The organism is Citrobacter sp. H12-3-2, assembly GCF_009649895.1.
GTDB classification, from domain to species: Bacteria; Pseudomonadota; Gammaproteobacteria; order Enterobacterales; family Enterobacteriaceae; genus Citrobacter; species Citrobacter portucalensis.
Genome location: NZ_CP045837.1, coordinates 4,544,336 through 4,564,026, shown reverse-complemented (window position 1 = coordinate 4,564,026; position 19,691 = coordinate 4,544,336). Strand labels below are relative to the sequence as shown.

Below are 19,691 nucleotides of genomic sequence, written 5' to 3'. Positions count from 1 at the left end.
CTCTCAGGGGATGTTTTCTATGTCTACGCCTTCAGCGCGTACCGGCGGTTCACTCGACGCCTGGTTTAAAATTTCGCTCCGCGGCAGTACCGTTCGTCAGGAAGTCGTTGCCGGATTAACGACCTTCCTGGCCATGGTCTACTCCGTTATCGTGGTTCCGGGGATGCTGGGTAAAGCCGGGTTCCCACCTGCTGCTGTATTTGTGGCGACCTGTCTGGTCGCGGGCGTCGGTTCTATTGTGATGGGCCTGTGGGCAAACCTGCCGCTGGCAATTGGTTGCGCCATTTCTCTGACCGCATTTACCGCATTCAGCCTGGTGCTGGGCCAACATATTAGCGTGCCCGTTGCGCTGGGTGCGGTGTTCCTGATGGGTGTCCTGTTTACCATCATTTCCGCGACCGGTATCCGTAGCTGGATCCTGCGCAATCTGCCGCAGGGCGTTGCGCATGGTACGGGGATTGGTATCGGCCTGTTCCTGCTGCTGATTGCGGCAAACGGTGTCGGTCTGGTAATTAAGAACCCGCTGGACGGCCTGCCGGTTGCACTGGGTGACTTCGATACCTTCCCGGTCATTATGTCGTTAATTGGTCTGGCGGTGATTATTGGCCTCGAAAAACTGAAAGTACCGGGTGGCATTCTGCTGACCATTATCGGTATTTCCGTGGTTGGTCTGATTTTCGACCCGGCCGTGCATTTCTCCGGCATTTTTGCCATGCCGTCTCTGAGTGATGAAAACGGCAACTCGCTGATCGGCAGCCTGGATATCATGGGGGCACTGAACCCGATTGTCCTGCCGAGCGTGCTGGCGCTGGTCATGACCGCTGTCTTCGATGCAACCGGAACCATCCGCGCGGTAGCCGGACAGGCGAATCTGCTGGATAAAGACGGACAGATTATCGACGGTGGCAAAGCGCTGACCACTGACTCCCTGAGCAGCGTGTTCTCTGGTCTGGTGGGTGCAGCTCCGGCGGCGGTTTACATTGAATCTGCAGCGGGTACGGCGGCAGGCGGTAAAACTGGCCTGACAGCGATCACCGTTGGCGTACTGTTCCTGCTGATCCTGTTCCTCTCTCCGCTCTCTTATCTTGTACCTGTGTACGCAACGGCACCTGCGCTGATGTATGTGGGTCTGTTGATGCTGAGCAATGTTGCGAAAATCGATTTCGCTGACTTTGTCGACGCAATGGCAGGACTGGTTACGGCCGTATTTATCGTGCTGACCTGTAACATCGTTACCGGCATCATGATTGGCTTTGCGACCCTGGTAATTGGCCGCATCGTTTCTGGTGAATGGCGCAAACTGAACATCGGCACAGTGGTGATCGCCATCGCGCTGGTGGCCTTCTACGCCGGCGGTTGGGCTATCTGATTCTGATTTCCTGACGATCCTAAAAACGGGTGGCTTTGGCCGCCCGTTTTCATTTTCAGAACACACTCGTTGTCTTTTGCGTTACTCTCAATTAGATAGAATTGAGGCACGACGCCTCTCATTAGCAATCATAAGAAACATCGCAAACAGGGAACGCATGGAAATCTTTTTCACCATACTCATCATGACCCTTGTGGTCTCGCTGTCGGGGGTATTTACTCGCGTATTGCCCTTCCAACTTCCTTTACCCCTTATGCAGATCGCCATCGGCGCCTTGCTGGCGTGGCCGACGTTTGGTTTGCATGTGGAATTCGATCCTGAGCTGTTCCTGGTTCTGTTCATCCCGCCGCTGCTCTTTGCCGATGGCTGGAAGACGCCAACACGTGAGTTTCTCGAGCACGGGCGAGAGATTTTCGGCCTGGCACTGGCGCTGGTGCTGGTCACGGTGGTCGGCATTGGATTTATGATTTACTGGCTGGTGCCAGGGATCCCTCTCATCCCAGCCTTTGCGCTGGCTGCTGTGCTATCGCCAACCGATGCCGTCGCACTTTCCGGCATTGTGGGAGAGGGACGTATACCGAAGAAAATCATGGGTATCCTGCAGGGCGAAGCGTTGATGAACGACGCCTCTGGTCTGGTCTCTCTGAAGTTTGCCGTCGCCGTGGCGATGGGGACAATGGTATTCACCGTTGGTGGCGCAACGCTTGAGTTCTTCAAAGTGGCGATTGGTGGCATCCTGGCTGGTTTTGTCGTCAGTTGGCTGTACGGCCGTTCCCTGCGCTTCCTCAGCCGCTGGGGCGGTGACGAGCCGGCAACGCAAATCGTCCTGCTGTTCCTGCTGCCGTTTGCGTCTTATCTGATTGCGGAACATATCGGCGTTTCCGGTATCCTCGCGGCGGTCGCTGCCGGGATGACGATCACCCGTTCCGGGGTGATGCGCCGCGCGCCGCTGGCGATGCGTTTACGTGCTAACAGTACCTGGGCGATGCTGGAGTTTGTGTTTAACGGCATGGTCTTCTTGCTGTTAGGGCTACAGTTACCGGGGATTCTGGAGTCTTCTTTGGCGGCTGCCGAGGCCGATCCGAATGTTGAAATCTGGATGCTGTTTACCGATGTCGTGCTGATTTACGTGGCGCTAATGCTGGTACGTTTTGGCTGGCTGTGGACCATGAAAAAGTTCAGTCTGCGCTTCCTGAAGAAAAAACCGATGGAGTTTGGATCCTGGACGACGCGTGAAATCATGATCGCCTCTTTTGCCGGTGTACGCGGGGCCATTACCCTCGCCGGTGTGCTCTCCATTCCTCTGTTGTTACCGGACGGTAGCGGCTTCCCGGCGCGATATGAGCTGATCTTCCTTGCCGCAGGCGTGATCCTGTTCTCGTTGTTTGTTGGCGTGGTGATGCTGCCGATTCTGCTACAACATCTGGAAGTGGCAGACCACTCGCAGCAGCAGAAAGAGGAACGTATTGCCCGCGCCGCCACGGCAGAAGTGGCGATTGTCGCTATCCAGAAAATGGAGGAGCGACTGGCCGCGGACACCGAAGAGAACATCGATAACCAGTTGCTCACCGAGGTGAGTTCACGCGTGATTGGTAACCTGCGCCGACGCGCCGACGGCCGCAACGATGTGGAAAGCTCGATGCAGGAAGAAAACCTCGAACGACGTTTCCGCCTGGCAGCGCTGCGTTCAGAACGCGCAGAGCTTTATCACCTGCGCGCCACGCGTGAAATCAGCAATGAAACGCTGCAAAAACTACTGCACGACCTGGATTTGCTGGAAGCGCTGTTGATTGAGAATCAGTAAACGATAGCGCCTGATGCGCTACGCTTATCAGGCCTACAAGACCGGCAACAGCGATGTAGGCCGGATAAGGCGCTAGCCGCATCCAGCGAAGGGTGGGCCAAATGCCGCGCAACTGGCTGCAAGAAATTATTCATCGTGTAATTTGCGAGCGACATTCCTGAACGAATCCATCCCTCTTGTCGATTCCCTCTTTTCTCCATACGGTTGAGGAAAGGGGGAAACATGTCCAACTATCGACGAAATTACATCAATGGGGGAACCTGGTTTTTTACGGTAAATCTGCAGGACCGTCGAAGCCACCTTCTGACAGACAACATTCACGCGCTTCGGTGTGCAATCGCTGCGGTCAAAAAGGTTAGGCCTTTTCGCATCAATGCGTGGGTCGTTTTACCCGAGCATATGCATTGTATATGGACGTTACCTGGCAATGATGCGGATTATTCCTCTCGCTGGCGAGAAATTAAGAAGCATTTCACCCACTCATTGTCTTCCCGACATATCTGGCAATCTCGCTTTTGGGAGCACACCATCCGTGATGAACATGATTATCGCCAGCATGTTGATTATATTTACATTAACCCTGTGAAGCACGGCTGGGTAAAACAGGTACAGGATTGGCCTTTTTCAACATTTCATCGTGATGTGAGGCACGGTTTGTACCCGCAAGATTGGGCAGGTGAAATCATGGATTTTAATGCGGGCGAACGTGCCTGATGGCGCTACGCTTATCAGGCCTACAACACCGGCATACCGATGTAGGCCGGATAAGGCGTTAGTCGCATCCGGCATTTTACGACGCTTGCGGTAGCCAAAACCCTTCACAGCATTTGAGCCACGCCTGGGCGCTGTGCGACAGATACACGCCTTCGCGCCAAATCATGCCCAACTGCCAGCGTAAGTCACTCTCCAGAGGGATCCAGCGCAACGTTTGCTTATCCAGCCGCTGGCAAATCGGCTCCGGTAAAATGGCAATCCCGACTCCGGCTTGTACCATTGCCGCCAGAAAATCCCACTGCCCGCTGCGCACCGCGATGCGGGGTTTGACGTTGTGTTGGCTAAACAGCTCAAGCAATTGGCGGCTCAACGCGAAATCTTCGTTGTAGATAAGCAGCGGATGTTCCGCCAGCGCCTCGGGGGGAATGGATTCGCACGTTGTCCACTGGCCGGAGCGAGGAACCAACACGCAGAGTGGATGGCTAAAAAGCGGTAAGGTTGCCAGACCGCTCTCTTCTTCAACCGGCAGCGCGGTCATCGCGACATCCAGGTCACCGTTCATTACCGCCTGCTGAACGGTTAAGCCGCCAAATTCAGAGACCTTCAGCTCAACGCCGGGATAGCGCTGGCGAAACAGGCCGATCGGCCCGGCCATCAACATCCCCACCATGGGCGGGATACCGAGGCGCAGCACGCCCTTGTTGAGGTGATTTATGTCACTGAGTTCCGCTTCAAGCTGGCGAAACTCGGCAAGGATCGCCAGGCCGCGTTCGAAAACGACCTGCCCGGTATCGGTTAACAGCAGTCGCCGACCGTCGCGGATTAACAGCGTGCAGTTAAGCTCGTCTTCAAGGTTCTTCAACATCTTGCTGATGGTGGGCTGGGTGACAAAAAGCTTCTCCGCTGCGCGGGTAAAGCTCTGCTGACGAACCACCTCAACAAAATATCGCAGCGTTCTGATATCCATGATTATTCCTTAAGACTATGCCTGCAATGAGTTTAATTCATTTCAGTCCTGGACGGGGGCTCTCTATACTGGCGCTCTCTATTTTTTAAGGACATACCCTCATGGCTGTGGCGATAAGCCGCGTGACGCCTGCCGTTATTCATCGACTCCAGATTCCTGTTCAGGTTCTGTTGTACGCAGGTCTTTTTGTATTTGCTCAATATCTTGTCTCCTGGCTGCATCTGCCGCTTCCTGCCAACCTGGTCGGGATGGTGCTGATGCTGGCGTTAATTGTCTGTCGGGTTATCCCGCTGAACTGGATTCGCGCAGGTGCTCGCTGGTTACTGGCTGAAATGCTGCTGTTTTTTGTCCCGGCGGTGGTCGCCGTTGTGAACTACACGCAGCTGTTGCTGGTTGATGGCTGGCGTATATTTGCCGTGATTGCGATCAGTACGCTGATGGTGCTCGGCGCAACGGCGTGGGTGGTGGATAAAGTGTATCGCTATGAAATGCGCAGGCTAAACCGTGAGTAATTTCCAGTTAAGCGTGTTGTGTCTGGTGATTACGCTGGGTATCTACTTTGCCAATAAGCGCCTGTATCGCCGTTTTCGTAAATTACCCCTAATGCCATTAGTTCTCACCCCGGCCCTGCTGGTGCTGATGCTGGTTTTCGGCCATATCTCCTGGCAAAACTATATTGGTGAATCGCACTGGTTGCTGTGGCTGTTAGGCCCGGCGACCATCGCCTTTGCCGTTCCGGTGTATGACAACCTTGCCGTGATTAAGCGTCACTGGATGTCGCTGACGGCGGGCGTGGTAACGGCAACGCTAGTGGCCGTCACCAGTTCCGTATGGCTGGCGCGCCTGTTTATGTTGCCTGATGAGATCCAACGTAGTCTGGCGGTGCGCTCCGTCACCACACCGTTTGCGCTGGCGGCGGCAGAACCGTTGGGGGGGCAGCCGGACCTGGTGGCATTGTTCGTGGTGGTGACTGGCGTATTTGGTATGGCGGTCGGCGATGTGCTGTTTTTACGGCTTTCTATTCGTGAAGGGATGGCGAAAGGCGCAGGATTTGGTGCAGCATCGCACGGTGCGGGCACGGCACGCTCTTATGAACTCGGTCAGCAGGAGGGTGTCGTTGCCAGCCTGGTGATGATGCTTTCCGGCGTGGTGATGGTGCTGGTGGCACCGCTGGTGGCGAGGCTGATGTTCTGAGGAAAGATATATTCCTCCGGCCCGAAAGCCGGAGGAGAAGGGAAGTTAGTGCGCGCGACCTTGTTCTACGCCGTACCCGGTCTGGGAACGGATGAACTGAGCACGGAACTGCTCGCGTTCGCGGTTGCCTTCTTCTGAGTTGTCGGTGGCAGAGAAGAACCAGATCCCGAGGAATGCTACGCTGATGGAGAACAGCGCCGGATACTCATACGGGAAAATGGCTTTTTCGTGACCCAGGATCTGGACCCAAATCGTTGGACCAAGAATCATCAGCACCACTGCCGTCAGCAGGCCTAACCAGCCACCCAACATTGCGCCACGCGTGGTCAGTTTCGACCAGTACATAGAGAGCAGAATGATGGGGAAGTTACAGCTCGCCGCGATGGCGAACGCCAGGCCGACCATGAAGGCGATGTTCTGGTTTTCGAACAGCACGCCGAGCACGATGGCAATCACGCCCAGCACCAGCACGGTGATTTTCGAAACCCGCAGCTCTTCACGTTCGGTGGCGCCTTTGCGGAACACGTTGGCGTACAGGTCGTGAGACACTGCCGATGCGCCCGCCAGCGTCAGACCGGCAACCACCGCCAGAATGGTGGCAAACGCCACGGCTGAGATGAAGCCGAGGAACAGGTTACCGCCCACCGCATTCGCCAGGTGAACCGCCGCCATGTTATTACCGCCAATCAGCGCACCCGCAGCATCTTTGTACGCCGGATTTGCACCTACCAGCATGATTGCGCCAAAGCCGATGATAAAGGTCAGGATGTAGAAATAACCCATAAAACCGGTGGCGTAGAACACACTCTTACGTGCTTCACGGGCATCGCTAACCGTGAAGAAGCGCATCAGGATGTGCGGCAAGCCTGCCGTACCAAACATCAGGCCGAGACCTAACGACAGCGCGGAGATCGGATCTTTCACCAACCCGCCCGGGCTCATAATGGCTGAACCTTTCGGGTGTACCGCCATCGCTTCGGTGAACAGATTATTGAAGCTAAAGCCGACGTGTTTCATCACCATAAAGGCCATGAAGCTGGCACCGAACAGCAACAGTACGGCTTTGATGATCTGTACCCAGGTGGTCGCCAGCATGCCGCCAAACAGCACGTACATCATCATCAGCACGCCAACCAGTACGACAGCGATGTGATAGTTCAGACCAAACAGCAGCTCAATCAGCTTACCTGCACCAACCATCTGGGCGATCAGATACAGCGCAACCACCACCAGGGAACCACAGGCGGACAGAATACGGATTGGCCCTTGCTTCAGACGATAAGACGCAACGTCTGCAAAGGTGTAACGACCCAGGTTACGCAAACGCTCAGCAATCAGGAACAGAATAATTGGCCAGCCGACCAGGAAGCCGAGTGAATAGATCAGCCCGTCATAACCGGAGGTAAAGACCAGCGCGGAAATCCCGAGGAACGATGCCGCCGACATATAGTCGCCCGCAATCGCCAGCCCGTTCTGGAAACCGGTGATGTTACCGCCAGCGGTGTAGTAGTCATTACGCGAACGTACGCGCTTTGACGCCCAGTAGGTAATGCCGAGCGTAAAGATGACGAAAATCAGGAACATAATAATCGCCTGCCAGTTGGTTGGCTGGCGTTGGACTGCACCGCTAATAGCATCCGCCGCGTTTGCGGCGAAGGGCAGCGTGGCGGCAAGCGCCGTCAGGACTCTCTTCATGATGCTTTAACCTCGTGCAAAACCGCATTGTTCAGGCGATCGAATTCACCGTTTGCCCGCCAGATGTAGATCCCGGTCAGGATGAAAGAGATAAGGATCACACCGACCCCAATCGGAATACCGCGGGTGACGCTGGTTCCCGCGTGTAGCGGAGTACCCAGCCAGCCCGGCGCAAAGGCAATCAATAAAATAAAGCTGATATAAACTGCCAGCATGATGATGGACAGAATGGTGGCAAACCGTTGCCGTTTTTCTACTAACTCCCTGAAACGCGCACTGTCTTCTATCCGCTGATAAATTTGGTCATTCATCACAGAGCTCTCCAGAGGTCCCCCTGCGTCTTTCGTGCTACAGGTTCGTTGGCCGCACTCGCCCACCCCAGTCACATAGTGAACTATGCTCTTGGAGATGTGCTCGCTTGCCGCCTTCCTGTAACACGAAATCCTTTGGGGGAGGTTTTTTATATTTCCCTCCCGGTGAAGAGAGGGTAGGGTCAGATTTGTAGGCCGGATAAGACGCTTTCGCGTCGCCATCCGGCATTTTCAGGACTTTGTTATGATGGCATCGCGATGGCCTGCTTCTCTTCGAGCAGTTTCTCCACGACGCCAGGATCGGCGAGGGTCGAGGTATCGCCCAGATTGCTGGTATCGCCCGCCGCGATTTTGCGCAGGATGCGGCGCATGATTTTGCCGGAGCGGGTTTTCGGCAGTGAGTCGGTCCAGTGCAGCACGTCTGGCGTTGCCAGCGGGCCAATTTCTTTACGCACCCAGTTGCGAACCTCGGCGTACAACTCAGGTGACGGCTCTTCACCGTGATTCAGCGTGACGTAGGCGTAGATCGCCTGGCCTTTAATATTATGCGGAATTCCCACCACCGCGGCTTCGGCAATCTTCGGATGCGACACCAGCGCTGATTCGATTTCAGCCGTTCCCAGACGGTGGCCAGAGACGTTCAGCACATCATCCACACGTCCGGTGATCCAGTAATAGCCATCTTCGTCACGGCGCGCGCCGTCGCCGCTGAAGTACATATTCTTGAAGGTAGAGAAGTAGGTTTGCTCAAAGCGTTCGTGATCGCCAAACAGCGTTCTCGCCTGGCCTGGCCATGAGTCGGTAATCACCAGGTTACCTTCCGTCGCGCCTTCCAGTGGATTACCTTCGTTATCGACAATCGCAGGCTGTACGCCAAAGAATGGACGGGTTGCAGAACCAGCTTTCAGCTCGGTAGCGCCCGGCAGTGGGGTGATCATGAATCCCCCGGTTTCGGTCTGCCACCAGGTATCGACGACCGGGCATTTTTCGTTGCCGATCTTCTTCCAGTACCACTCCCACGCTTCCGGGTTGATCGGCTCGCCAACGGAACCCAGGATACGCAGCGACGAACGGTCAGTACCTTCAATCGCTTTGTCGCCTTCTGCCATCAGTGCGCGAATGGCGGTCGGTGCGGTATACAGAATATTGACCTGGTGCTTGTCCACAACCTGCGACATACGCGCAGGCGTTGGCCAGTTTGGTACGCCTTCGAACATCAGCGTGGTTGCACCGCAGGCCAGCGGGCCGTACAGCAGGTAGCTGTGTCCGGTTACCCAACCCACGTCAGCGGTGCACCAATAGATATCGCCCTGATGGTAATCAAACACGTACTTAAAGGTGGTTGCAGCGTAGACCAGATACCCGCCGGTGGTGTGCAGCACGCCTTTCGGCTTGCCGGTTGAACCGGAGGTATACAGGATAAACAGCGGATCTTCCGCGTTCATCTCTTCCGGTTGGTGTTCTGAGCTGGCTTTCTCAATAAGATCGGACCACCACAGGTCACGGCCTTCCTGCCACTCCGTTTTACCACCGGTACGTTTGAGGACGACCACATGTTCAACGGTCTTCACGTTCGGGTTTTTCAGCGCATCATCGACGTTCTTTTTCAACGGGATAGCGCGCCCGGCGCGTACGCCTTCGTCGGCGGTGATCACCAGGCGTGAATTGGAGTCGATAATACGTCCGGCGACGGCTTCCGGTGAGAAACCACCGAAGATGACAGAATGCACTGCCCCTATGCGGGCACAGGCCAGCATTGCAACCGCAGCCTCTGGCACCATCGGCATATAAATGGCCACTACGTCACCTTTTTTAATGCCTAAATCCAGTAGCGTATTGGCGAAACGGCAGACATCGCGATGCAACTCGCGATAGGTAATGTTTTTGCTTTGGGTAGCGTCATCGCCTTCCCAGATAATGGCGGTACGATCGCCGTTTGCCTGCAGATGGCGGTCAAGGCAGTTTGCGGCCAGGTTCAGGGTGCCGTCTTCGTACCATTTAATAGACACGTTGCCTGGTGCGAAGGAGGTGTTCTTCACCTGGCTGTACGGCTTGATCCAATCAAGAATCTTTCCCTGCTCGCCCCAAAATGTGTCGGGTTCGTTAACGGATTGCTGGTATTTCTCTGCGTACTGCTCCGGATTTATCAGGCAACGATCCGCAATGTTTGCGGGAATAGCGTGTTTATGTATTTGGCTCATGGCTTTTGTTCTCCTTGTAGGATGTTAATAATATGTCTCATAAACGTTAAATGTAGGGGCTTTGAGAGTTTTGTTTAGTATTTGCGCGGCAGATCACGCAATAAACGAATTGTGCAAATTAGCGACAAACTGAATTTTGAAGGGAACTAGCAAAAATTGATTAAATCTCGCGATAACATGCAGTTATCTAAAGGATTGTTGAAAAGGTGATCTGTCTCTGAATTAGACAAAAGAATGAGAGATTAGAGGGGTGTTATAACTCTAAAGTGGTATTTTACATACACTTACAATTGATTAAAGACAACATTTTCAGTGTGGTTTCTTGTTACAAATAGGGTGGAGCAATGTCATGACAGTATTCGTGTGGTTGCTGTTGTGGAAAACAATAAAAGAACCGCCATTGCAGATAATGGCGTCATCTGGATGAGACCCCTATGGCAAGGATAAAATCACGCGTACGCCGTTTCTTCAGCCTGTTATTACCTTTATTATTTATTTCTGCTGTTCACGCTGAACAAACTTCTGTACCTGCAAAAACCGTCACCGTTGAAGCGAAGAATGAAACCTTCGCACCTCAGCATCCCGATCAATATCTCTCCTGGAAAGCCACGTCTGAGCAATCAGCCCGTGAAGATGCACTGGCAGAAGATCCGCGTCTGGTGATCCTGTGGGCGGGATACCCATTCTCGCGCGATTACAACAAACCGCGGGGACACGCGTATGCCGTGACCGATGTCCGTGAAACCTTACGTACCGGCGCACCAAAAACGGCAGAAGATGGTCCGTTGCCGATGGCCTGCTGGAGCTGTAAAAGCCCGGACGTAGCGCGTCTTATCCAGAAAGACGGTGAAGATGGCTACTTCCACGGTAAATGGGCGCGCGGCGGTCCGGAAATTGTTAACAACCTCGGTTGTGCGGATTGCCATAATACCGCGTCACCAGACTTCGCCAAAGGCAAGCCAGAACTGACCCTGTCGCGTCCTTATGCAGAACGCGCGATGGAAGCCATCGGTAAACCGTTTGAGAAAGCCGGTCGCTTTGACCAGCAATCCATGGTCTGCGGCCAGTGCCACGTGGAATACTACTTCGACGGTAAAAACAAAGCCGTTAAGTTCCCGTGGGACGACGGCATGAAAGTCGAGAACATGGAGAAATACTACGACAACATTGCTTTCTCTGACTGGACCAACTCCCTGTCTAAAACGCCGATGCTGAAAGCGCAGCACCCGGAGTATGAAACCTGGAGCGCGGGCATTCACGGCAAGAACAACGTGACCTGTATCGACTGTCACATGCCGAAAGTGCAAAACGCGGAAGGCAAGATCTATACCGACCATAAGATTGGTAACCCGTTCGACAACTTCCCTCAGACCTGCGCGAACTGCCACACCCAGGACAAAGCGTCCCTGCAAAAAGTGGTCGCCGAGCGTAAACAGGCTATTCATGACCTGAAAATCAAAGTTGAAGATCAGCTGGTTCGTGCGCACTTCGAAGCGAAAGCCGCATGGGATGCGGGCGCGACTGAAGCGGAAATGAAGCCGATTCTGGAAGATATCCGTCACGCACAATGGCGTTGGGACCTGTCTATCGCCTCACACGGCATTCATATGCACGCCCCGGAAGAAGGTCTGCGGATGCTGGGTAGCGCAATGGATAAAGCCGCCGACGCGCGTACCAAACTGGTCCGTCTGCTGGCGACCAAAGGCATCACGCATGAAATTCCGTTGCCGGATATCTCGACCAAAGAGAAAGCCCAGGCGGCGATTGGTCTGAACATGCAGCAAATCAATGCTGAGAAGCAGGACTTCATCAAAACGGTGATTCCACAGTGGGAAGATCAGGCACGTAAAAACGGTCTGTTAAGCCAATAACCCCATTCCGCCCCGCAAGGGGCGGATAACTCAACGGAGTGAATATGAGCGTATTACGTTCGTTATTAACTGCTGGGGTGCTGGCGTCAGGCTTGTTATGGAGCCTGAGTGGAATCACTGCCACGCCAACGCCGCAGGAGTCGGATCAACGCTGGACGGTTACCCAACAGCGTAATCCGGATGCCGCCTGTCTGGACTGTCACAAGCCGGATACCGAAGGCATGCATGGTAAGCATGCGGAAGTCATCAACCCGAATAACAAACTGCCGGTCACCTGCACCAACTGTCACGGCCAGCCGTCACCGAACCACCGTGAAGGGGTGAAAGATGTGATGCGCTTTAATGAGCCGATGTACAACGTGGAGCAGCAGAACAGCGTCTGTATGTCCTGTCACCTGCCTGAGCAGCTGCAAAAAGCGTTCTGGCCGCACGATGTCCACGTAACCAAAGTGGCGTGTGCCAGCTGTCACTCACTGCATCCGAAGCAAGACACGATGCAAACGCTGAGCGATAAAGGACGGATCAAGATTTGCGTCGATTGCCATAGCGATCAGCGTAACAATCCGAACTTTAACCCGGCGTCGATTCCGTTGCTTAAGGAGCATCCATGAGTTGCTCTCGTCGCCAGTTTATCACCGGCGTCGGCGCGCTGGTGGCAGTGAGCGGGACGGCGGGGCGCGTTGTGGCGAAGACGCTGAACATCAACGGCGTGCGTTACGGTATGGTACATGATGAGTCATTATGCATCGGCTGTACGGCCTGCATGGATGCTTGTCGCGAAGTCAACAACGTGCCGGAAGGCGTATCGCGTCTGACGATTATTCGCAGTGAGCCGCAAGGAACGTTTCCTGATGTGAAGTATCGCTTCTTCCGTCACTCGTGCCAGCACTGCGACCACGCTCCCTGCGTTGACGTCTGCCCGACGGGGGCATCGTATCGTGATGCCGCCAGCGGCATTGTGGATGTGAACCCGGACCTTTGCGTTGGCTGCCAGTACTGCATTGCCGCGTGTCCTTATCGCGTGCGCTTTATCCATCCGGTGAGCAAAACGGCGGATAAATGCGATTTCTGCCGGAAAACCAACCTGAAAGCGGGCAAACAGCCCGCCTGCGTTGAGTCATGTCCGACGAAGGCGCTGACGTTTGGTAATCTGGACGATCCCAACAGCGATATCTCCCGTTTGTTGCAGCAGAAAACGACCTACCGTTACAAGCTTGCGTTGGGTACAAAACCGAAGGTCTACCGCGTTCCCTTTAAATTTGGGGAGGTGAGCCAATGACATCCGCTTCTGCATTTCATTTTGAATCACTGGTGTGGGACTGGCCCATTGCCATCTATCTGTTCCTGATAGGTATCTCTGCCGGACTGGTCACGCTGGCGATTCTGCTGCGTCGCTTCCATCCGGAGGCGGGCGGTTCGGACAGCACGCTGCTGCGCACTACGCTGGTGTTAGGGCCGGGGGCGATTATCCTCGGTCTGTTGATTCTGGTGTTCCACCTGACGCGTCCATGGACCTTCTGGAAACTGATGTTCCACTACAGCTTCACTTCGGTGATGTCGATGGGGGTCATGCTGTTCCAGTTGTACATGGTGGTGTTAGTGCTGTGGCTGGCAAAAATCTTTGAAAAAGAAGTGATTGCCCTGCAACAGCGCTGGCTGCCGCGGTTAGGTATCGTGCAGAAAGTATTGACGCTGATTGCGCCGTTCCATCGTGCGCTTGAGACGTTAATGCTGGTGCTGGCGGTCCTGCTCGGGGCGTACACCGGCTTTCTTCTGTCGGCGCTGAAATCTTACCCGTTCCTGAATAACCCGATCCTGCCGGTGCTGTTCCTGTTCTCTGGGATCTCCTCCGGCGCCGCGGTGGCGCTGATCGCCATGGCGTTACGCCATCGTAGCAACCCGCACAGCACCGAAGCGCACTTTGTGCATCGTATGGAAGTCCCGGTGGTATGGCTGGAGATCTTCCTGCTGGCGGCGTTCTTTGTTGGTCTGGCGCTGGGCGATGACGGCAAAATGCGCGCGCTGGCGGCGGCACTGGGCGGTGGATTCTGGACCTGGTGGTTCTGGCTTGGCGTGGCTGGGCTTGGGCTGATACTGCCGATGCTGCTAAAACCCTGGGCCAACCGCAGTTCGACGTTTCATGGCGTGCTGGCAGTGTGCGGCGCCAGCCTGACCGGCGTACTGCTGCTGCGTTTTTTTATACTCTATGCGGGTCAGCTAACCGTTGCGTAAGGTGATATCTGGACGTTCTCCTTCCTGAAGCCGGTTTTCTGGCGCTGTTATTAAGCCTTGGGGTCAACGTGTTGACCCCGCTTGCCGTGTTGGTGGGTGTCCGCCAGCGCTGGCAAGGGGTGATGCGCCTTGCAACGGTGGGCGTGTGGGCGCAATTTACCCTGCTACTGCTGGCTTTTGCCATTCTGGTATTCTGCTTTTTGACCAGCGACTTTTCGGTGGTCTACGTTGCTCAGCACAGCTACAGTCTACTGCCGTGGGGATTAAAACTGGCGGCGGTGTGGGGCGGTCATGAAGGATCGCTGCTGCTGTGGGTGCTGTTTCTTTCCGGCTGGAGCGCGCTGTTCGCTTTACGCTATCGGCGTGATACCGACGCGCTGTTTCCGCTGACGCTCAGCGTCCTCTCAATGATTACGGCCCTGCTGCTACTGTTTGTGGTGGTATGGTCCGATCCGTTTGTGCGTATCTTCCCGCCAGCCATTGAAGGGCGCGACCTTAACCCGATGCTGCAACATCTCGGGTTAATCCTCCATCCACCTCTGCTGTACCTGGGTTACGGTGGTTTGATGGTGGCGGCAGGCGTGGCGCTGGCCTCGCTGCTACGTGGTGACTTTAATGCGCAGAGCGCCTGGGTGTGCTGGCGCTGGGCGCTGCCCGGCTGGTGCGCGCTGACGCTGGGGATTATCCTCGGCTCCTGGTGGGCCTACTGCGAGCTGGGCTGGGGCGGCTGGTGGTTCTGGGACCCAGTTGAAAATGCCTCCTTATTACCCTGGCTTTCCGCTAGCGCGCTGCTGCATAGCCTGTATATCACGCGCCAGCGCGGAATCTTCCGCCACTGGTCGCTGCTACTGGCGATCGTCACGCTGATTTTATCGCTGCTTGGGACGCTGATTGTACGTTCCGGCATTCTCGTTTCGGTACATGCTTTCGCGTTGGATAACGTCCGCGCCGCGCCCCTGTTTGCGCTGTTTACCGTGTTGAGTCTGGCGTCGCTCGGGCTGTACGCCTGGCGGGGCCAGCAAGTCCGGCAGAATGCGCGTTTTGGCGGTTGGTCACGCGAGATGCTGATTCTGGTTGCGCTGCTGCTCTTTAGTGCGGTGCTGCTGATTGTGTTGATTGGCACGCTCTACCCGATGATTTACGGGCTGTTCGGCTGGGGACGGCTCTCCGTAGGCGCACCGTACTTTAACCGCGCTACGCTGCCCTTTGGCCTGCTGATGCTGCTGGTTATCGTGCTGGCAACGGTCAGAAGCCGCAACGTGTCTTTCCGCATCCAGCTTCCGGCACTGCTGGCGCATGCCGGGGTGCTGGTGTTTGCGGCGGGGATCGTCTTTTCCAGCGGTAGCCGTCAGGAGATAAGCCTGAACCTGAGCCCTGGGCAGCAGGTTGAACTGGCGGGTTACATTTTCCGTTTTGAGCGTCTCGACCTGGAAGCCAAAGGTAACTACACCAGTGAAAAAGCGCAGATCACGCTGTGGCACAATGAGAAACGTATTGGCAGCCTGCAACCCGAAAGGCGCTTCTATGCCGCGCGCCGTCAACAGATGATGGAGCCGGGGATCCGCTGGAATCTGATGCATGACTGGTACGCGGTAATGGGTGAAAAAACCGGACCTGACCGCTATGCCATGCGTTTGTACGTGCAGACCGGCGTGCGCTGGATTTGGGGTGGGGGACTATTAATGGTCTTTGGCGCGCTGCTGAGCGCATGGCGAGGAAGGAAGCATCCAGAGTTATTGCCTGATGGCGCTGCGCTTATCAGGCCTACGAGTGAAAAGCATGGTAGGCCGGATAAGGCGTTCACGCCGCCATCCGGCAAAACGATGTTACTTGTGGCTTTACTGATTTTTCTACCTTTTACCACCCATGCCCAGGTTGTGGATACCTGGCGCTTTGAAAATCCGCAACAGCAGGAACAAGCGCTGTCCATTGCCAGCCAGCTTCGCTGCCCGCAGTGTCAAAACCAAAACTTGCTGGAATCCAATGCGCCGGTAGCGGTCAGTATGCGCCATCAGGTTTATAGCATGGTGGCGGAAGGGAAAAGCGAAGCTGAGATCACGACATGGATGACCGAGCGTTACGGTGACTTCGTTCGTTATAATCCGCCGCTGAATGAGCAAACGCTGCTGCTGTGGGCGTTGCCGTGCCTGCTGTTATTGCTGGTAGGTGTGGTGGTCTGGCGAGTGAGAAGACGTCAGCATACGGAGGAAGGTGAACAATGAACCAGTCCGAACCGCTGTTACGCCCAATGCCTGTGAAGCGGCTGACCGCTGCGGCGGTGCTGATGGTTGTGGCCTGCATTGGAGGCTACTTGTTGACGCCAAAATGGCAGGCGGTTCGTCAGGAGCAGACGAGACTGGCGGACCCTTTACATGCTTTCTCCGATGAGAATGTTCAGGAAAAACAGTTGCTTTTGCTGCAATCGCAGATTCGCGCTAATCCCCAGAACGGCGTGAAATGGGCGCAACTCGGGGAGTACTATCTTTGGCAAAACGCGTATCATAATGCGCTGCTGGCCTACGAGCAGGCGCTGCGTGTCGGCGGTGAAAATGCTGAGATCTATTCCGCGATGGCAACGGTATTGTATTACCAGGCCGGACAACATATGACGCCACCCACTCGCGAGATGATTGATAAGGCTCTGGCGCTGGATCCGGCAGAGGTCACAGCGCTGATGCTGTTAGCCTCAGATGCGTTTATGCAGGCAGACTACGCCCAGGCTATTTCAGTGTGGCAAAAGGTTATGGATTTAAACTCGCCTAGGGTGAACCGGGCACAGCTCGTTGACTCTATTAATATGGCGAAGTTATTGCAGAATCGGCAAAAATAAATTTGTTTTTTTTGTGATTTGTATCATTTGGCCTGTTTAAAAAACAGGCAAACGAACAAATTGGCGAAAAAAACTCACACCATGACTTCTTCATTTTTGAACATATTAAAATTCTTTTATAACAAAAAGTTATTCATCAATACCGCGATAAAATTGCATTTTTATGCATAAAATCAGCCAAAAGCCCTGTTCTTAGAGGGTTGCGCGGAATGCCATGCAGATGATAATGATAATAAGCGTTAAAAAACTCCATAAACGAACGCAACACAATTCATACCCTTTCAGTATGTACTATTCCCACACACCGCATGTGGAATAGCGCTCCATCGAGGAAGTCCGTTGTTATGAAAAATTTGAAAGTCAGCCTGGCATGGCAGATTCTAATCGCCATGGTGCTGGGCATTCTGCTAGGGAGTTACCTGCATTACCATAGTGACAGCCGTGAATGGCTGGTTGTAAACCTGCTGTCACCGGCGGGCGATATCTTTATCCATCTGATCAAAATGATCGTTGTGCCCATTGTCATCTCTACGCTGGTTGTCGGTATTGCCGGAGTCGGTGATGCAAAACAGCTGGGCCGCATTGGCGCCAAAACTATTCTCTATTTCGAAGTGATCACCACCGTGGCGATTATCCTTGGGATCACGCTGGCTAATGTGTTCCAGCCGGGTTCCGGGATTGATATGTCGCAACTGGCGACCGTGGATATTTCGAAATATCAAAGCACGACTGCAGAAGTACAGAGCCACGCGCATGGTTTGATGGGGACAATTTTGTCACTGGTGCCGACCAATATCGTCGCCTCGATGGCAAAAGGCGATATGCTGCCAATTATCTTCTTCTCGGTGCTGTTCGGTTTAGGCTTGTCTTCCCTGCCGGCAACTCACCGCGAACCGCTGGTTACCGTGTTCCGCTCTATTTCCGAAACCATGTTTAAAGTGACCCACATGGTTATGCGCTATGCGCCAGTCGGCGTTTTCGCGCTGATTGCCGTTACCGTCGCAAACTTCGGTTTTGCCTCCCTGTGGCCGCTGGCGAAGCTGGTGCTGTTGGTGCACTTTGCCATCCTGTTCTTCGCGCTGGTGGTGCTGGGGATTGTCGCGCGTATCTGTGGGTTGAGCATCTGGATCCTGATCCGCATTCTGAAAGACGAGTTGATTCTGGCTTACTCTACTGCCAGCTCCGAGAGCGTACTGCCGCGTATTATCGAGAAGATGGAAGCCTACGGCGCACCGGCTTCAATCACCAGCTTTGTGGTGCCGACCGGCTACTCATTCAACCTTGATGGTTCAACGCTGTACCAGAGTATTGCCGCGATCTTTATTGCGCAGCTGTATGGTATCGACCTGTCGCTGTGGCAGGAAATCGTGCTGGTGTTGACGTTGATGGTGACCTCGAAAGGGATTGCGGGCGTGCCGGGCGTATCATTCGTGGTGCTGCTGGCAACGCTGGGCAGCGTGGGGATCCCGCTGGAAGGCCTGGCGTTTATTGCTGGTGTTGACCGTATTCTCGACATGGCGCGTACCGCGCTGAACGTGGTGGGTAACGCACTGGCGGTGCTGGTTATCTCCAAGTGGGAACACAAATTTGACCGCAAAAAAGCGCTGGCCTATGAGCGCGAAGTATTAGGTAAGTTTGATAAGACCGCCTTGTAGGCCGGATAAGGCAACGCCGCCATCAGGCAACCTGCTCCGGGTTGCCTGATGGCGCTACGCTTATCAGGCCTACAACGACTACCCGTTGGTTAACTTTTCAAACTCTTCGCAGCCGGTATCGAATCCTTCCGTACAGCTCAGATTCAGCCAGTGCAGTGCCTTCTGTTTATTCTTCACGATAAAACCCTGCTCACCGTTTAAGAACATCATCCCGGCCCAGTATTCGGAATAACCGGTGCGGGAAATGGCAGAGCTACGTTTGAAATACCACGTCGCTTTCTCATCGTCTGCGGGAATACCCACGCCGTTGGCGTAAATCAGCCCAAGCAGCATTTGCGCGTCGACGGCGGAATCATTTTCCAGGTCCTCGGAGGCGTTTTGCAGCAAGGTAATGGCTTTGGGGTAATCGGTGTGTCCAGCCTGAGTATTGACCAGAATACGCGCCAGCGTAATTTCCCCGGTTTTACTGCCTGCCTGGGTCGCTTTTTCCGCCAGCGTTTTGGCCTGAGGGTAATCCAGACTGACCGGATTGGTAATCTTAATCTGTGCCAGCAATGCGTAAGCATCGGCATCACCATTGTCGGCGGCTTTTTGCGCCCAATATTCCGCTTTACCCAAATCGCCTGAGCTAAACCAGGTATCAGCGAGGAAATATTGTGCACGTCGGTCTCCGGACTCGGCGGCTTTCAAAAACTGACTACCGGGCTCTTCGGCATGGACAAAGCATGTCATTAACACCATCAAGGCGAAAAGTCGTTTCATCTTTTATTTAGATTTAGTGTAGGGAATGAACAGTATAGAGAGATTATGTGCATAAAAAAACGGCCTCCGAATGGAGGCCGTCAGGG

General features: G+C 54.4%; 17 protein-coding genes. 12 read left to right on the top strand and 5 right to left on the bottom strand.

Translation table 11 applies throughout. The features are described 5' to 3' along the window. Positions 1-19 precede the first annotated feature (19 nt). From ghxP to GHC22_RS21685, 3 genes are all read left to right on the top strand, one after another. Positions 20-1,369 carry a guanine/hypoxanthine transporter GhxP gene (gene ghxP / locus GHC22_RS21695; RefSeq protein ID WP_003826632.1) on the top strand — a complete coding sequence of 450 codons (1,350 nt, stop codon included), beginning with the start codon at positions 20-22 and terminating at the stop codon, positions 1,367-1,369. Between the two features lie 157 nt (positions 1,370-1,526). Continuing rightward, the gene (locus tag GHC22_RS21690) at positions 1,527-3,173 is read left to right on the top strand and encodes a Na+/H+ antiporter (RefSeq protein ID WP_003826634.1); all 1,647 of its coding nucleotides are present in this window, start codon (positions 1,527-1,529) and stop codon (positions 3,171-3,173) included. A 222-nt stretch (positions 3,174-3,395) separates the two neighbouring features. Beyond that, positions 3,396-3,887, top strand: a complete 492-nt coding sequence (locus tag GHC22_RS21685; protein ID WP_111466242.1) for a transposase — start codon at positions 3,396-3,398, stop codon at positions 3,885-3,887. A 76-nt stretch (positions 3,888-3,963) separates the two neighbouring features. Here the strand turns inward: GHC22_RS21685 and GHC22_RS21680 are convergent, their stop codons facing one another. Further along, positions 3,964-4,854, bottom strand: coding sequence for a LysR family transcriptional regulator (locus tag GHC22_RS21680; protein WP_003826636.1), 891 nt, complete (start codon positions 4,852-4,854; stop codon positions 3,964-3,966). A 101-nt stretch (positions 4,855-4,955) separates the two neighbouring features. On the opposite strand from GHC22_RS21680, the gene GHC22_RS21675 reads away from it, so the two are divergent. Beyond that, positions 4,956-5,366, top strand: coding sequence for a CidA/LrgA family protein (locus GHC22_RS21675; RefSeq protein WP_003826638.1), 411 nt, complete (start codon positions 4,956-4,958; stop codon positions 5,364-5,366). Beyond that, a complete protein-coding gene (locus GHC22_RS21670; RefSeq protein ID WP_003031745.1) occupies positions 5,359-6,048 on the top strand; it encodes an LrgB family protein in 690 nt (229 codons plus the stop codon). The genes GHC22_RS21675 and GHC22_RS21670 overlap by 8 nt, the downstream gene beginning before the upstream one ends. A gap of 45 nt (positions 6,049-6,093) precedes the next feature. Here the strand turns inward: GHC22_RS21670 and actP are convergent, their stop codons facing one another. From actP to acs, 3 genes are all read right to left on the bottom strand, one after another. After that, positions 6,094-7,743: a cation/acetate symporter ActP gene (actP, locus tag GHC22_RS21665; protein WP_008786931.1), complete on the bottom strand. Its 1,650-nt coding sequence runs from the start codon at positions 7,741-7,743 to the stop codon at positions 6,094-6,096. After that, a complete protein-coding gene (locus GHC22_RS21660; protein WP_003031750.1) occupies positions 7,740-8,054 on the bottom strand; it encodes a DUF485 domain-containing protein in 315 nt (104 codons plus the stop codon). Before GHC22_RS21660 ends, actP begins: the two co-directional genes overlap by 4 nt. 242 nt (positions 8,055-8,296) lie before the next feature. Continuing rightward, the gene (gene acs / locus GHC22_RS21655; RefSeq protein WP_003826645.1) at positions 8,297-10,255 is read right to left on the bottom strand and encodes an acetate--CoA ligase; all 1,959 of its coding nucleotides are present in this window, start codon (positions 10,253-10,255) and stop codon (positions 8,297-8,299) included. Positions 10,256-10,689: 434 nt separating this feature from the next. On the opposite strand from acs, the gene nrfA reads away from it, so the two are divergent. The 7 genes from nrfA to gltP all read left to right on the top strand — a co-directional run bounded on the left by nrfA (position 10,690) and on the right by gltP (position 18,843). After that, complete coding sequence (gene nrfA / locus GHC22_RS21650) at positions 10,690-12,126, top strand: ammonia-forming nitrite reductase cytochrome c552 subunit (protein WP_003826647.1); 1,437 nt, start codon at positions 10,690-10,692, stop codon at positions 12,124-12,126. Positions 12,127-12,170: 44 nt separating this feature from the next. Next, positions 12,171-12,737 carry a cytochrome c nitrite reductase pentaheme subunit gene (nrfB, locus tag GHC22_RS21645; RefSeq protein WP_003826649.1) on the top strand — a complete coding sequence of 189 codons (567 nt, stop codon included), beginning with the start codon at positions 12,171-12,173 and terminating at the stop codon, positions 12,735-12,737. Beyond that, positions 12,734-13,405, top strand: coding sequence for a cytochrome c nitrite reductase Fe-S protein (nrfC, locus tag GHC22_RS21640; protein ID WP_003031761.1), 672 nt, complete (start codon positions 12,734-12,736; stop codon positions 13,403-13,405). The genes nrfB and nrfC overlap by 4 nt, the downstream gene beginning before the upstream one ends. After that, positions 13,402-14,358: a cytochrome c nitrite reductase subunit NrfD gene (gene nrfD, locus GHC22_RS21635; RefSeq protein ID WP_032942109.1), complete on the top strand. Its 957-nt coding sequence runs from the start codon at positions 13,402-13,404 to the stop codon at positions 14,356-14,358. Before nrfC ends, nrfD begins: the two co-directional genes overlap by 4 nt. Positions 14,359-14,366: 8 nt before the next feature. Next, positions 14,367-16,580 carry a heme lyase NrfEFG subunit NrfF gene (nrfF, locus tag GHC22_RS21630; protein ID WP_008786936.1) on the top strand — a complete coding sequence of 738 codons (2,214 nt, stop codon included), beginning with the start codon at positions 14,367-14,369 and terminating at the stop codon, positions 16,578-16,580. After that, on the top strand, positions 16,577-17,188 hold the full coding sequence (nrfG, locus tag GHC22_RS21625; RefSeq protein ID WP_057068918.1) for a heme lyase NrfEFG subunit NrfG: 612 nt from the start codon (positions 16,577-16,579) through the stop codon (positions 17,186-17,188). The genes nrfF and nrfG overlap by 4 nt, the downstream gene beginning before the upstream one ends. Before the next feature lie 344 nt (positions 17,189-17,532). Next, positions 17,533-18,843 (top strand): glutamate/aspartate:proton symporter GltP, encoded by a 1,311-nt coding sequence (gene gltP / locus GHC22_RS21620; protein ID WP_020996087.1) that lies wholly within the window; start codon positions 17,533-17,535, stop codon positions 18,841-18,843. A gap of 78 nt (positions 18,844-18,921) precedes the next feature. Here the strand turns inward: gltP and yjcO are convergent, their stop codons facing one another. Then, positions 18,922-19,605, bottom strand: coding sequence for a Sel1 family TPR-like repeat protein YjcO (yjcO, locus tag GHC22_RS21615; protein WP_048215118.1), 684 nt, complete (start codon positions 19,603-19,605; stop codon positions 18,922-18,924). Positions 19,606-19,691: the final 86 nt, after the last annotated feature.